Consider the following 15,604-nt stretch of genomic DNA (forward strand, 5'->3'; position numbering starts at 1 on the left):
CTAATTCCGCAAATCATCCATACATTCGAAGACCCTACGGGCATTTCCAGCATATGACGCAAAAGAATTGTATCCATATAGAAGGCGCAAGGCAGCACAACCTCAAGAATCTCACTCTGGACATCCCCCGCGACGAACTGGTCGTGGTGTGCGGTCCTTCGGGGTCGGGCAAGTCCACGCTGGCGTTCGACATCGTCTATGCCGAAGGGCAGCGGCGGTATGTGGAATCGCTTTCTGCGTATGCACGTCAGTTCCTGCCGCAGATGGACAAGCCGGAAGTGGACAAGATTGAGGGCCTCTCTCCCGCCATTTCGCTGGAACAGCAGGCTTCGTCCCGCAACCCGCGTTCTACCGTGGGGACGGTGACGGAGATATACGACTTTCTGCGCGTCTTTTACGCCCGCCTTGGGACCATGTATTGCCCCGAATGCGGCAAGCCCATTGCTGCCCGCGCCGCGGACGAGATAATTGCCGACATCCTCGCCCTGCCGGAGGGGACCAAGTTCATGGTGCTGGCACCGCTGGTGGAGCATCAGAAAGGGACCCATGCCGACCGCTTCAAGAAGTTGAAGGCGGAAGGGTTTGTCCGTGTGCGGGTAAACGGCGATGTGCTGACCATTGATGATGTGCCCGCGCTTGAGAAAAACAAGAAGCACAATATCGAGCTGGTCATCGACCGCCTTGTCATGAAGGATGGTCTGCGCGGCCGTCTGGCCGATTCGGTTGAACTTGCCCTGAAATATGGTGAAGGCCGCCTTATCGTTTCCGTGGTGGGCGGGGAAGAGACTATCCATTCCACGGAATCCGTCTGCCCCACCTGCAAGATCAGTCTTCCCAAACTCTCTCCGCAGATTTTTTCTTTTAACAGCCCGCAGGGGGCCTGCCCGCGTTGTTACGGGCTTGGTACCATCGACTATTTCGAACCCAATCTGCTGGTGCCCAACAAGGGCCTTTCTTTGGCGGATGGCGGCCTGCTGCCGTGGAAGAATCCCAAGGTCATGGGGCGTTACGAAGCCGGCCTGAAGGCTCTGGGCAAGGAGTATGGTTTCACGTTGTCTACGCCGTTCAGGGAGTATTCGGACGTGGCGTGGAATGCTCTTTTCTTCGGCGACAGGAAGACGGACTGGGAGGGCGTGACCTCCATTCTGGAGCGCGGCATGGAATTCGGACAGACCTGGCGCGATGAGCTGTCCCGTTTCCGGCAGAGCAAGCCCTGTCCCAAATGCAACGGAGCACGTCTCAAGGACGAGTCTCTTGCCGTGCGCGTGGACGATCTTTCCATTTTTGCTTTCTGCTCCCTTTCCGTGGGGCGTGCGTTGGAATGGCTGCAGGGACGCACCTTCGACAAGTCGCTGGGCATCATTGCCGAGCCGCTGATGAAGGAGCTTACCCATCGCCTCGGTTTCATGGTGAACGTGGGGCTCGATTACATTTCCCTCGGCCGCAACATGTCCACGCTTTCCGGCGGCGAGGCGCAGCGAATCCGCCTTGCATCGCAGCTTGGCTCCGGTCTGGTGGGCGTGACCTACGTACTGGACGAACCTTCCATCGGCCTGCATCCCAAGGACAACGAACGGCTCATCAATACGCTGCGCAGCCTGCAGCGGCGCGGCAATACCGTGCTGGTGGTGGAGCATGACGAGGCAACCATCCGCGAGGCTGATACCGTTATCGAGCTTGGTCCCGGTTCCGGCATGCTTGGCGGCGATATCATGTTCAACGGGCCGGTCAAAGAACTGCTGGCGCATTCCGAATCGCTTACGGCCAAGTATCTGCGCGGTGAAATGGTCATCGAACTGCCCGAGACGCGCAGGGAAGGGGATAAGGCCCTTGTCCTGAAAGGCGTGACCACCAACAACCTGCAGAATGTGGACGTGCGCTTCCCCCTTGGGGCGCTCACCTGCGTGACCGGTCCTTCCGGTTCCGGCAAAAGCTCGCTGGTGGTGGATTCGCTCTACAAGCACATTGCCCTGCATCAGTCCATCAAGGTTGACAGCCCCGGGCAGATTCAGGGTATTGAAGGACTTGAAGATATTGAACGAATCGTTGCCATAGACCAGACGCCCATCGGGCGCACACCGCGTTCGAACCCGGCAACTTACACCAAGGTTTTTGACGAGATCCGGAATATTTTTGCCATGTCGCCCGATGCGAAGAAGCGCGGCTACAAGCCCGGACGTTTCAGCTTCAACGTGCGAGGCGGCCGGTGCGAAGCCTGCGGCGGCGACGGGCAGATCAGGGTGGAAATGCATTTTCTGCCCGATGTCTACGTGACCTGCGATGTCTGTAAGGGCAAGCGCTACAATCACGAGACGCTTGAGGTGCGGTACAAGGGCAAGAACATTGCCGAGGTGCTGGACATGACAGTGCGGCAAGCCAAAGTGTTCTTTGAAAATTATCCTGTCCTGGAACGCCGTCTTGCTGTATTGGAAGATGTGGGGCTGGAGTATCTCCGGCTCGGGCAGCCCGCCACCACGCTTTCCGGCGGCGAGGCCCAGAGAATCAAGATTTCCCGTGAACTCGGCAAACGCAGTCTGCCGGGAACGTTGTATATTCTGGATGAACCCACCACCGGCCTGCATATGCACGAAGTGGGCAAGCTCATCCGCGTGTTGCACCAGCTTGTGGACAGGGGCGCGACGGTTGTCGTGATCGAACATAATACCGATGTGATCATGGCCTCGGATTATGTTATCGACCTCGGTCCCGGCGGAGGCGAAAACGGCGGCAGGATCGTATCTTCCGGCACGCCGGAGGCGATTATAGCCGATCCCAACTCTGTAACCGGTTCCTTTTTGGAAAAAGACCGGCTTACCCGTGCAAACGGGTAGTGTCGTTTTTTCCATGACATAGTGTGAAGGTGTTTTTGGTATGTATGCAGTTTACCGCTTAGGAAAAAGGTATGTTGGAAAGAAGACAATCCCGTATCAGCACTAATTTTGATGAGATCTATTCCGCGTTATTTGTTGATTTTGATAACATTTTCACCCGTCTTGACGAGCTGGCTCCCGCAGCCGCACGTGCATTTGCGACCAATCCCCAGCGCTGGCTGCGCTGGCTTGAAACCCACGCCGTGCGTATGCTTTACGGCGATGGTGTACGCAGGCGCATTCTCAAGCGGTGTTGTTATCTGAACCCTCACTGTTATCACCAGTACAGACCGTTTTTCATCCGTGCGGCGTTCAATGTTATTGACTGCCCGCCGCTCACAAACCAGGGCAAGACCAGCGCCGATATCCATCTCGTCATGGATGCCATGGACACCCTGAATCACAAGACCATGTTCGACGAGTTCATCATCCTCTCGGGTGATGCGGACTTTACTCCCCTGCTGATCCGTCTGCAGGAACATGCCCGTCGCACACTGGTGCTTTCCGTCGGCTATGCGGCTCCGGCCTACACGGCCGCAAGTTCATGGCGTATCCGCGAAGACTGGTTCGTGCAGCAGGCGCTGGACGAACGCCCCTTCGAGGAACAGCGTCCTCTGGATGAGTATCAGGCAACCGGCCCCATGCCCCAGTCCGCCAAGGTGGTCCGGCCTGTCCGGTCCGACAGAAGCCACATGGAGCGTGGTGCCCAGATCGTGAAGCGCATGGTGAGCGACTCCTCAACACCCGTGCCGCTGGCACAGCTTTCCCATTTGTTGCAGAAGGAACTGGAAGCAGGGCAGGACTGGTTCGGTTACGGTCGTTTCCGCGATTTTCTGGAAGCGCTGGAGCTCGACAGGCTGGAAGTATCCAATGTGGTGCCCGGCTATGTGTTTGATCCTGCCCGTCACGAAGAACCGGAAGAGACTTCGGCGCGCTCGGAGTTCCGCGATGCCTATCCCGAACTGTATGAATTTGCGGTGCGGGTACACAGGCTGACGGATGTGCCCCTGCTCATGCCTGAGCATTACAAGCAGCTGCTCGGCCTGATAGTGGAAGAGGTGAATGCAAACGGCTTCTTCCTGACCAATACCTCGCGTAGCGTGCGTGACAAATGCGTGGAGCGGGGTATTCCCGTGGGGCGCGCACATGTGAACTTCGTGCTGGTGGGCATCACACGCGGCGGCTACCCGCTTTCCGAGCAGGACGGGGTGAACATGAAGGACGTTGCCAAGGCGTTCATGCGAAACGTGAAGGACCTGTGCAACCGGACCCAGTTTGATCTCTCGGATGAAGAATTAAAACTGCTGATGCAGTGGATAATGCCGAAAGAAAACGGCGAATAAAAACCAAAAGAAAGGGCGGGAGAAATCCCGCCCTTTCATACTGCAGACAAAGACTTTTTTGGGCTCCGCCGGGCAGGAACCTGACGTTCCTGCACCTCGTATTCTCGATGATAATCCGTTTTTGGACCCCGGTTCCGGCTTAACGGGATTGTGGGTTTACTGAAAACGAGGGTTTGCCATTAATCTGAAAGGGCGGGATTTCTTCCGCCCTTTTTGCGTCTAATAAACTTTTCTTCGTGAGAACCCCTGCCCCAGAACGGAGAAGGTGTTTTCTACAATGAAGAAGGCGTTGGGATCGCAGGTGAAGGTAATCTCTTCCAGCTTCTTCAGCTGGATGTTGTTGATTACGGTCATCAGCACATCACGGTTCTGGCCGGTGTAGGCCCCTTTGCCTTCAAGGAAAGTGCCGCTGCGCTGCAGCTTGGTCATGACCTCGGCGGCAATTTCCTTGGCGTTATCGGAGATGATGAAAACCACTTTGCGCTGGTTGAACAGCGAAAGCACAGACTCCATGGTGGTGGAGGCGATGAATACATTGATGATGGATGCCACCACAAGGTCTGTCTTCAGAATTGAAAGCGAGAGCGAGAACAGAAACAGGTTGAAGGCGAAGAAGGTTTTGCCGACTCCGATATTGTATTTCTGGTTGAGCATTATGGCTACGATATCCATCCCGCCCCCCGAACCCAGCGAGCGCAGAATAAGCCCGCCGCCAAGGCCGGAAAGCACGCCGCTTGCCACGGTCGCGTAGAATTCGTTTTCGATATGGATGGGAACATTCAGCACCTTGTACGCCACGGTGGAAAGGCACATGGCATACAGGCTGTACAGACAGAATCGTTTGCTTACCTTGAACCAGCCCATGACGAACAGGGGAATGTTCAGCATGAAGTACCACGTGGCCGGGTCCAGCAGCTGGGTCTTGTAATAGGTAAGGGCACCAAGGCCGAAAATGCCGCCGGGAATGAAGCCATGCACCGTGGCAATAGACTTGATGCTTACGGCGTAGACGCAGGAACCAAGCGTAATGAGCAGCAGGTTCCATGGAATGGAATAGGTGTAGTCTCGATTCATGATGTCGGATTTGATTGTTGCTGATCGGTAAAGAAAGGACCGATGATGACTTGAGGTGCGCTCAGATGAGGCTTTTTTGGAGAATAGTCAACCGGTCAGCATCCACTCTAATAGATAATTATTTAAATTCTTCCAGTTTGGTGCGGAAAAGTCAAAGAAGAATCGCGTTTGTGCAAACGATTATCCGTTTGCGCTGCGTTCTGGAGATTTGCTTTGGCCCTGCACATGATTATGTATGGAATGCGTGCCTGTGCTCCCGCTGTTTTCGCGGAGCGCAGGAATAATAGAACATGATCAGGCAGGTGCATGATGACAGGATTACAACACGCTCTGGCCCGCAGCACCAACCGCGGGCAGACTCTGCTTCTTCTGCTGGCTATCGCTTCCCTTTCCGGTCTTGCGGGCTGGGTTCTGGGGGGTAGTGCAGGTGCCGCATGGGCGCTGATTCTGGCGCTTGCCCTTGCGCTGTTTGCCCCCCGCATGTCTCCGGCCATGCTCATGCGCATGTACCGTGCGCGGCCCCTGCATGCAGCGGAATTCCCCGTCCTGCATGAAGTGGTGGCCGATATGGCTGCCCGCGCCGGGCTTTCCCGAACGCCCCGACTGTTTCTGATACCTTCGCAGGTCATGAACGCCTTTGCCGTGGGCGGCAGGGATGATGCGGTCATTGCCGTGACATCGGGACTTCTGAACAGGCTGGACATGGATGAACTGACAAGTGTGGTTGCGCACGAGATAAGCCACATTCTGCATGGCGATATTCAGGCCATGACGCTGGCGGATATCTTCTCGCGCATCACCGGCGTGTTCTCCACCATCGGCAAGATTTTGCTTATTATCAATCTGCCGTTGCTGCTGCTCGGTGAGATAACCATTTCGTGGGGATTGGTCTTTGTGCTGCTGGGAGCACCTGGTGTGAGCATGCTGCTGCAGCTGGCACTTTCGAGAACGCGCGAGTTTGAAGCGGATGCATCTGCAGCGCGGCTTACGGGTGCCCCCCTCGCACTGGCAAGGGCGCTTGCCAGAATCGAATACCAGCAGGGAAGCCTGTTCGACAGATTGTTCTTTCCGGGCAGGCGCGAGCAGGAGCCTTCACTGCTGCGGTCGCATCCGGTGACAGACGAGCGGGTGGCACGCCTCAAGGCCATGGCGCAGGAGCCGTGGGCAACGCCCCGGTACCGGTTTGCACAGGCAACAAGGCCCCGGCCTTTCACCATTGTGCGGCCGCGCTGGAGAATGGGCGGCTACTGGATTTCGCTGTAGCCGTTATTGCTGACCAAGGGCAGACCGCAGGAAGCTGGAACTGCTAGTATACCTTGTTTTGCGGGTGTGCTTGGGCAACTGCGGTCATGCCTTCGGCGCGCGCAGCCTTTCTCAGCCGCATGCCTGCGGCTCTGTCTGCTATTGCCGACATGTCCAGTCCCAACCCGTTGCAGGGGAGCTGGGCCTTTGCGTGCTGTTTCTTCCTTTCATTGTTCTGCAGGATAGTCATGGATTGTACTCCTGATGAAAGTTATGTCTTGTGTGACATAATGTCTTCATTATGCTATGCTGTCATGACAAATGAGCGTGTTGGATTATGCTTTGTTTAACGCAAAATGCCGCCATGCCGCGAAGGTAGCGACGGATGGGCTGTTATCAAGAGTTTGGAAATGGTTTGTGTCAAACTGGCAATAAGAGCTTTTATGTTTCCCTGCATGCCGGAGCACCCTATAGAGAAACCATGAAGATCGTGTGTCTTCACTGACAGGATGCCTGCGACAGGATATCTGTCATTCCCTTCCCCACGATGTAACGCAACGAGGAGCCGGTCATGTGTCCCGCAAGCAGACCCACCATGCGACTGCACCTTTGGCTTGAAACCGATAAAGGCGTCTTTTTCGGTCAGGGCAGGTTGCAGCTGCTGGAGTATATTGAATATACCGGTTCGCTGAACGCGGCGGCAAAGGCTCTGGGCATGTCCTACCGTGCTGCCTGGGGTAAGATAAAGACCTCTGAAGAGGCCTTGGGCTTTCAGCTTGTGGAGCAGCCCGACGGCAAACGCGGCGGTGGGCAACTGAGCGAGGCAGCCAAGCTGCTCATCGCAAGTTACCGCACGTGGCTGCAGGAAGTGGAAGCCTTTGCCCTGCAGTCTGCCAAAAAGCACATGGACTACACTCCCGCGCAATACTGGTCTGTGCGCGAACTCCCTTCCCGAAAACCGCCAGAGGCAGCGCTGTCTGCCCGCTCTGCCCGGTCTGGTCGACCTACCGGAGAGGCACCCTGCGACGGGGTGCCAGAGTCTGGAGCGGAGGCAGAAGCGGAGGCGGAAGCCTAATCCACCAAGTACCCATGACAGGATTGGTGCGTCCATAAACATGCTAACGTTAACATGTTTGAATTATTAAATAATATTGCTACAAATGTATAGACGTGGCACCGTGGTGGGGTAGGGTGTCTCCGTGGTGGAGGCGCCGTGTACCTCAACCACAGGAGGCCGACGCATGAATTGCTCGCGGCGAGGATTTCTAAAACTGACCGGCGCAGGTGTCGCCTGCCTCTCGCTGGGTCAGTTGGGATTCAATCTGTCGGAAGCTAAGGCTTATGCCACAAAGCTGAAGATTGAAGGGGCAAAGGAGATCATTACGATCTGTCCGTTCTGTTCCGTCAGTTGCAACATGATCGCGCATGTGCGCGACGGTGAACTGATCAGTACGGAAGGTGATCCTGATTTCCCCGTTAACCAGGGAGCGCTGTGTGCCAAGGGTGCCGCGCTTACCTCCATGTCCAAGAACCACCACCGTCTGCTCAAGCCCGTGTATCGCGCGCCTTACAGCGATAAGTGGGAAGAAAAGGACTGGGACTGGATGCTGGAACGCATTGCGCGCCGCATCAAGGAAACCCGCGATAAAGAGATCATTCTCACCAACGCAAAGGGCCAGACCGTCAACCGCCTCGAGTCCGTGTTCCATCTGGGTACCTCCCATGCGGACAACGAAGAGTGCGCCCTTATCCACCAAGCAATGCGCGGCCTGGGTGTTGTCCATATGGACCACCAGGCACGGATCTGACACAGCGCAACTGTAGCGGCTCTGGGAGAGTCGTTCGGACGCGGTGCGATGACCAACCACTGGATCGACATCAAGAATGCCGATTCCATCCTCATCATAGGCAGTAACGCTGCCGAGCATCACCCCATTTCATTCAAATGGGTTCTTCAGGCTAAAGACAACGGGGCCGTGGTAATGCACGTGGACCCCAAATTCTCCAGAACCTCCGCCCGTTCCGATTTCCATGTACCGCTTCGTTCCGGTACGGACATCGCGTTCATGGCGGGTTTGATCAACTATGTTCTTGAGAAGGGTAAGTATTTCAAGGAATACGTGCTCAACTATACCAACGCCGCCACCATCGTCGGCGAGGGGTATGCCTTCAAGGACGGTCTCTTCAGCGGATACGATGCACAGAAACGTGCATATGACCTGAAGAAGTGGGACTTCGAGAAGGATGAAAACGGCGTGCCCAAGCGTGACGTTACGCTCAAGCACCCCCGTTGCGTCTTCAATCTCATGAAGAAGCACTATTCCCGTTACTCCATAGACAAGGTTTCCTCCGTCACCGGCGTGACCAAGGAAAACCTGCTCAAGGTATACGAGAACTTCGCAGCCACAGGCAAGCCGGACAAGGCCGGTACCATCATGTACGCCCTTGGCTGGACGCAGCATACCGTAGGCGTGCAGAACATTCGCAGTGCGGCCATTCTCCAGCTTCTGCTGGGCAACATCGGTATTGCAGGCGGCGGCATCAATGCCCTGCGTGGTGAACCCAACGTTCAGGGTTCCACCGACCACACCCTGCTGTACCACATCATCCCCGGTTATCTGGCACAGCCCATGGCTGACTGGCAGAGCTACGAGGATTACAACAAGGCGAACACGCCTTCTTCCAAGGATCCTCTGAGCGCCAACTGGTGGCAGAACAAGCCCAAGTATCTTGCCAGCCTGCTCAAGGGCTGGTTCGGCGATTACGCTACCAGGGAAAACGGGTTCTGCTACGATCTGCTGCCCAAGATTGAAAAGGGCGCGGACCATTCGTACATGTTCCTCTTCGACCGCATGTACAAGAAGGAGATTACCGGCGGGTTCATCGTGGGCCTTAACCCCATGAACAGCGTGCCCAACTCGAACAAGGTGCGCAAGGCGCTGGATAATCTGGACTGGCTTGTCACCATGGACCTGCACCATTCCGAAACCACGGACAACTGGCAGCGCCCCGGCGTTGACCCCAAGACCGTGAAGACGGAAGTGTTCCTGCTGCCCTCCGCGCACCGCGTGGAAAAGGAAGGCACGGTTTCCAACTCCGGCCGCTGGCTGGTGTGGCACCATGCCGCCATCAAGCCGCAGGGCGAGGCCCGTCCCTTCGGCGGACTCTATATCCCTCTGGTGAACAAGCTGCAGGCCATGTACCGCAAGGAAGGCGGCACGCTTGCCGATGCCATTACCCGCCTGAACTGGCCCGAAACCTATAATGCCGAAGAGTGGACTGCCCGTATTAACGGCTTCTTCACCAAGGACACCAAGGTCGGCGACAAGCTCTACAAGAAGGGGCAGCTCGTACCTTCCTTCGTGGCTCTGCAGGATGACGGTTCCACCTCTTCGTTGAACTGGCTCTACTGCGGCAGCTTTACAGAAGAAGACGGCAACAAGTCCAAGCGCCGTGACCCTGCGCAGACTCCCATGCAGGAAAAGATCGGCCTCTATCCCAACTGGGCATGGTGCTGGCCGGTCAACCGCCGCATTCTCTACAACCGTGCCTCCGTCGACCTGAACGGCAAGCCGTGGAATCCGGCCAAGGCTGTTATCGAGTGGGATGGCGCCAAGTGGGTGGGCGACGTGCCGGACGGCGGATGGCCGCCCATGGCTACCGGCAAGGGCAAGCTGCCCTTCATCATGAGCAAGAACGGGTTTGGCCAGCTGTTCGGCCCCGGCCGTCTGGATGGTCCCTTCTCCGAGCACTACGAGCCGGTGGAAACCCCCATTGCATCGCATCCCTTCTCCAAGCAGTTGCACAGCCCGGTCTACAAGTTCGTTACCAGCGACATGGACATTCTTGCCAGGCCCGCTGATCCAGACTTCCCCATCGTGCTGACAACCTACAGCCTCACCGAACACTGGTGCGGCGGCGGCGAAACCAGAAACGTTCCCAACCTTCTGGAAACCGAACCGCAGCTCTATGTGGAAATGAGCCCCGAACTGGCCAAGGAAAAAGGCATCGCCAACGGCGATGGCGTGATCATCGAAAGTGCGCGTGGCAGAGTGGAAGCCATTGCCATGGTAACGGTACGCATCCGTCCGTTCCTGATTGAAGGCAAGACTGTCCACCTTGTGGGTATGCCGTTCTGCTTCGGCTGGACGACTCCCGGTACCGGCGACTCGACCAACCGGCTTACTCCCTCGGTAGGTGACCCCAACACCTCCATTCCGGAGTACAAGGCCTGCTGCGTCAATGTCCGCAAAGCCGACAAGCTCACTGAGATCGCACAATAGGCAGTTCCGTTAAGGGAATTCGCCAAGGAGCATGATCATGTCAAAGTCCTTTTTCATAGACACGACACGGTGCACGGCCTGCCGGGGTTGCCAGCTGGCCTGCAAGGAGTGGTTCGAGCTTCCGGCCAACAAGACCAAGCAGCTCGGAACGCATCAGAATCCGCCGGATCTGAATGCATACAACTATAAACTGGTCCGTTTCAGCGAACACATGATCGGCGACAGGGTGGAGTGGTATTTCTTCCCCGATCAATGCCGTCACTGTGTGTATCCTCCCTGCCAGGGGGCTGCGGATACTGTGCTGGAAGGGGTCGTCATTCAGGACGAAGCCACGGGTGCCGTTATCTTCACCGAGAAATCCACCCAGATTTCCAAGGATGATTTCGAATACATCCGTGAGTCCTGTCCTTACGACATTCCCCGTCGTGACGAGAAGACCGGCCGTATGGCCAAGTGCGTCATGTGCATAGACCGCGTTCAGGCCGGCATGTTGCCTGCCTGCGTAAAAGTCTGCCCCACCGGCACCATGAACTTTGGTGACCGCGAGGACATGCTCGCACTTGCGCAGAAGCGTCTGGAGAAGGTTCAGAAGACCCATCCCAACGCCATGCTTGCCAATCCGGACGATGTGAACGTCATCTACCTGCTGGCGGATGCGCCTGAACGCTATCACACCCATAGCGTTGCACAGGCCTCCCCCAGAAGTCGCAAGCAGCTTTTCGCCTCTGTGCGGAACAGGCTTGCGACTGCCGGGGACGGGGTTGAAAGAAGCTGAGACAAGAAACCCCATAGGAACCTGACCTGAAAGGGAGGGGCTGCGTGCCCTGCCGCGGCCCCTCCCCATTTCCGGAATCAGGCGCAGTGCCAACCCGCGGCACTGCCGTACATGGTGCGCGAAGCATCATGTCTTTTTACACATCAATAGATATGTTTTAAAATACATATCTAAAATCGACAGGGTTTTGTTTTTATAATATATCGTAATAAAAGACTTAATTTTTTAGTGCAGAAACGAGGGCAAGTTGCCGTGACTGTTGTCTCCCCCTGTATGTCTCTATGCATAACTTACAGGAACGTGCGTGTCGGATTCCGGATGGTTCCGGAGTGTCGGCGCGGCGGTACAGCAGGGAGGTTTCCATGCGTTCAACAAATTGCCCCACGTTGCGGATCCACTTGTGGCTGCAGAACAAGAACGGCGTTCTGGCCGGACACGGACGGATTCAGCTGCTTGAATACATCGAATATATGCGGTCCATTACAGCGGCTGCCAAGGCTCTTGGCATGTCATACCGGGCAGCATGGGGCAAGATACGGGCAACGGAAGCCCTGCTCGGCAAGCGCCTTCTGGAAGAAACAGAAGGCAAACGCACCGGCAGCAAACTGAGCAAGGACGGCCTTCGCTACATTGCTGCATACAGGAACTGGGAATCAGAGGTTGAGCAATATGCGTTTGAATCGGCACAGGAACACTTCGCCTGCCTGCAGCAATACTGGTCGCCGCGGGAATTGCCATTCCGTAAACCGCCTCCGGGTGTGCGTAATCCCGGCAGCGGTAACGGCTGATCCCACGTTGCATCCTGTGACGACAGGAGTGGTGCGTCCGTAGTAGTGTTAACTGTAACATTTTGATTTCATTCGATTTTATTGACTCAAAAATGACAGGCGTGTCACCGTTTGAGGGTAGCGGCATTCCGATAGGCGGAGTGCCTTCACCATCAAGCCAACAGGAGGCCGCAGCATGCAATGCTCACGGCGAGGATTCCTGAAAATGACCGGTGTCGGGGTGGCATGCCTTTCACTGGGACGTCTGGGAGTCAATCTGGCAGAGGCAAAGGCGTACAGCGCGAAGCTGAAGATAGAAGGGGCGAAGGAAATCCTGACCGTGTGCCCGTTCTGTTCCGTAAGCTGCAACATCATCGCCCATGTTCGTGACGGCAAACTGCTGAACACGGAAGGCGATCCTGATTTTCCGGTAAACGAGGGCGCACTGTGCGCCAAGGGTGCCGCGCTGACGTCCATGTCCAACAACCATCACAGGCTTCTCAAACCCAAATACCGTGCGCCTTACAGCGACAAGTGGGAAGAGAAGGACTGGGGCTGGATGCTGGAAAAGATAGCCCGACGCGTCAAGGAAACCCGAGATCGCGACATGATCCTCAAGAATGCAAAAGGCCAGACCGTGAACCGCGTGGAATCTCTGTTCCACATGGGCACTTCGCATGCCTCAAACGAGGAATGCTCCGTCATTCATCAGGCGGTGCGTGGTCTTGGTATTGTGCATTTCGATCATCAGGCCCGGGTCTGTCACAGCTCCACGGTATCGTCTCTGGCGGAATCGTTCGGTCGCGGTGCCATGACCAACCACTGGATAGATATCCAGAACGCCGATGTCATTCTCATCATGGGCAGCAACGCAGCCGAGCACCATCCCATTTCCTTCAAGTGGGTACTGCGCGCCAAGGACCGTGGCGCCGTGGTCATGCATGTGGACCCCAAGTTCTCCCGTACCTCGGCACGCTGCGACTTCCACGTGCCGCTGCGTTCCGGCACGGACATCGCCTTCATGGGCGGGCTCATCAACCACGTGCTGGAGAATGAAAAGTACTTCAAGGAGTACGTGCTCAACTACACTAACGCCGCCCTCATCGTGGGTGAGGAGTATTCCTTCAACGATGGTCTGTTCAGCGGCTACGATGCCAAAACGCGCACATACGACCGCACCAAATGGGCGTTTGAGGAAGATGCCAAGGGTTACATCAAGCGTGATGACACGCTCAAGCACCCCCGTTGCGTCTTCAACCTGCTGCGCAAGCACTATGCCCGCTACACCGTGGATGATGTTTCGTCCGTGACCGGTGTGCCCAAGGAAAAGCTGCTTCGCGTGTACGACCATTTTGCCGCATCGGGCGACCCCAAAAAGGCCGGCACCATTCTCTATGCGCTCGGCTGGACCCAGCATACCGTTGGGGTACAGAATATCCGTACCGCCGGTATTCTGCAGCTGCTTCTCGGCAACGTCGGACGCTCCGGCGGCGGCATCAACGCACTGCGCGGTGAACCCAACGTGCAGGGTTCCACGGATATCGCCCTGCTGTATCACGTGGTTCCGGGCTACATGTCCATGCCCATGGCTGACTGGCAGACCTATGACGAGTACAACAAGGCCAACACGCCTACAGCCAAGAGCCCGAACAGCGTCAACTGGTGGCAGCACAAGCCCAAGTACTTCACCAGCCTTCTCAAGGCATGGTTCGGGGACAGAGCGACTCCGGATAACGGGTTCTGCTATGAACTGCTGCCCAAGCTCGACAAGGGCATGGACCATTCCTACCTCTTCATGTTCGACCGCATGTACAAGAACCAGTTGCGCGGCGGCTTCATTGTGGGCGTAAACCCCGCAAACAGCCTGCCGAACACCAACAAGGTGCGCAAGGCGCTGGATACGCTGGACTGGTTGGTCGTGATGGACCTGCACCATTCCGAAACTTCGGAAAACTGGCAAAGAAAGGGATCTGACCCCTCCAAGGTGAAGACGGAGATCTTCCTCCTGCCTTCTGCCCACCGCGTGGAAAAGCCCGGCACGGTAACCAACTCCGGCCGCTGGGTGGTCTGGCACAACAAGTGTGTCGAGCCCATGGGCGAGGCCCGCAACTTCGGCGATTTCTTTGTCCCCATGATCAACAAGGTGCGCGAGCTGTACAAGGCGGAAGGCGGAACCCTGCCGGAAACCCTGCTCAGCCTCAACTGGCCGGATAAGTATGATGCCGAGGAATGGACCAAGCGTATCAACGGTTACTTCTGGCGCGACTCTGTGGTGGGCGGCAAGAAGTATCGCAAGGGCCAGCTTGTTCCCTCATTCACCGCGCTGAAGGACGATGGCTCCACCTCTTCGCTGTGCTGGGTATACACCGGCAGCTTTACGGAAGAGTATGGCAACCTCAGCAAGCGTCGCGATGCTTCGCAGACGCCGCTGCAGGCCAAGATAGGCCTCTATCCCAACTGGTCGTGGGCATGGCCTTCCAACCGGCGCATACTGTACAACAGAGCCTCGGTTGATCTGAACGGCAAGCCCTATGATCCGGACCGCACCGTCATCATGTGGGACGGCAAGCAGTGGGTGGGCGATGTGCCCGATGGCGGCGCGCCGCCGCTTGCTTCCGACAAGGGAACGCTCCCCTTCATCATGGCTCCCGCTGGTCTCGGCCAGTTGTATGGCCCCGGTCGCATGGACGGTCCTTTCGCGGAGCACTATGAGCCTGCGGAAACCCCCATTGCATCGCATCCCTTCTCCAAGCAGTTGAGCAGCCCGGTCTACAAGTTCGTTTCCAGCGATATGGATGTGCTGGCGGCTCCCGCCGATCCCAGATTCCCCATCGTGCTGACAACCTACAGCCTTACCGAACACTGGTGCGGCGGCGGGGAAACCCGCAACGTTCCCAACCTGCTGGAAGCGGAACCGCAGCTGTATGTGGAAATGAGCCATGAGCTGGCCAAGGAAAAGGGCATAGCAAACGGCGACGGCGTCATTCTGGAAAGCGCCCGCGGCCGCGTGGAGGCCATTGCCATGGTTACCGTGCGCATGCGTCCGCTGCTGGTTCAGGGAAAAACCGTGCATCTGGTGGGCATGCCGTTCTGCTACGGCTGGACAACCCCCGGATGCGGCGATTCCACCAACAGGCTCACGCCTTCGGTGGGCGACCCCAACACCACCATACCGGAAACCAAGGCCTGCTGCGTGAACGTACACAAGGCCGACAAGCTTACCGAGCTTGACCGGTAACAGCCGTCATGG

10 protein-coding genes are annotated in these 15,604 nt (G+C 56.7%); 8 read left to right on the plus strand and 2 right to left on the minus strand.

Annotated features, from left to right (window positions below; genetic code table 11):
* Positions 1 to 53 precede the first annotated feature (53 nt).
* Together uvrA and HUV30_RS08335 are read left to right on the plus strand one after the other, a co-directional pair.
* Positions 54 to 2,831 carry an excinuclease ABC subunit UvrA gene (gene uvrA / locus HUV30_RS08330; RefSeq protein WP_174404979.1) on the plus strand — a complete coding sequence of 926 codons (2,778 nt, stop codon included), beginning with the start codon at positions 54 to 56 and terminating at the stop codon, positions 2,829 to 2,831.
* A gap of 71 nt (positions 2,832 to 2,902) precedes the next feature.
* On the plus strand, positions 2,903 to 4,213 hold the full coding sequence (locus HUV30_RS08335) for an NYN domain-containing protein (RefSeq protein ID WP_174404980.1): 1,311 nt from the start codon (positions 2,903 to 2,905) through the stop codon (positions 4,211 to 4,213).
* A 219-nt stretch (positions 4,214 to 4,432) separates the two neighbouring features.
* Here HUV30_RS08335 and HUV30_RS08340 read toward each other — a convergent pair whose 3' ends face one another.
* A complete protein-coding gene (locus HUV30_RS08340; RefSeq protein ID WP_174404981.1) occupies positions 4,433 to 5,287 on the minus strand; it encodes a YitT family protein in 855 nt (284 codons plus the stop codon).
* Positions 5,288 to 5,593: 306 nt separating this feature from the next.
* Between HUV30_RS08340 and HUV30_RS08345 the strand changes: the two genes are divergently transcribed.
* Positions 5,594 to 6,550: a zinc metalloprotease HtpX gene (locus HUV30_RS08345; protein WP_174404982.1), complete on the plus strand. Its 957-nt coding sequence runs from the start codon at positions 5,594 to 5,596 to the stop codon at positions 6,548 to 6,550.
* A gap of 43 nt (positions 6,551 to 6,593) precedes the next feature.
* Here HUV30_RS08345 and HUV30_RS08350 read toward each other — a convergent pair whose 3' ends face one another.
* Complete coding sequence (locus HUV30_RS08350) at positions 6,594 to 6,779, minus strand: hypothetical protein (RefSeq protein ID WP_174404983.1); 186 nt, start codon at positions 6,777 to 6,779, stop codon at positions 6,594 to 6,596.
* 345 nt (positions 6,780 to 7,124) lie between these two features.
* Here HUV30_RS08350 and HUV30_RS08355 point away from each other — a divergent pair, with 345 nt between their 5' ends.
* The 5 genes from HUV30_RS08355 to fdnG (HUV30_RS08375) all read left to right on the plus strand — a co-directional run bounded on the left by HUV30_RS08355 (position 7,125) and on the right by fdnG (HUV30_RS08375) (position 15,592).
* A complete protein-coding gene (locus tag HUV30_RS08355) occupies positions 7,125 to 7,604 on the plus strand; it encodes a winged helix-turn-helix domain-containing protein (RefSeq protein ID WP_243452122.1) in 480 nt (159 codons plus the stop codon).
* 166 nt (positions 7,605 to 7,770) lie between these two features.
* On the plus strand, positions 7,771 to 10,812 hold the full coding sequence (fdnG, locus tag HUV30_RS08360) for a formate dehydrogenase-N subunit alpha (protein ID WP_174404985.1): 3,042 nt from the start codon (positions 7,771 to 7,773) through the stop codon (positions 10,810 to 10,812).
* Positions 10,813 to 10,849: 37 nt separating this feature from the next.
* On the plus strand, positions 10,850 to 11,587 hold the full coding sequence (locus HUV30_RS08365) for a 4Fe-4S dicluster domain-containing protein (RefSeq protein ID WP_174404986.1): 738 nt from the start codon (positions 10,850 to 10,852) through the stop codon (positions 11,585 to 11,587).
* A 362-nt stretch (positions 11,588 to 11,949) separates the two neighbouring features.
* Positions 11,950 to 12,375, plus strand: a complete 426-nt coding sequence (locus tag HUV30_RS08370) for a winged helix-turn-helix domain-containing protein (RefSeq protein WP_174404987.1) — start codon at positions 11,950 to 11,952, stop codon at positions 12,373 to 12,375.
* Positions 12,376 to 12,550: 175 nt separating this feature from the next.
* On the plus strand, positions 12,551 to 15,592 hold the full coding sequence (gene fdnG / locus HUV30_RS08375) for a formate dehydrogenase-N subunit alpha (protein WP_174404988.1): 3,042 nt from the start codon (positions 12,551 to 12,553) through the stop codon (positions 15,590 to 15,592).
* Positions 15,593 to 15,604: the final 12 nt, after the last annotated feature.

Origin of the sequence: Desulfovibrio subterraneus, from assembly GCF_013340285.1 — a bacterium.
Classification (GTDB): domain Bacteria; phylum Desulfobacterota; class Desulfovibrionia; order Desulfovibrionales; family Desulfovibrionaceae; genus Halodesulfovibrio; species Halodesulfovibrio subterraneus.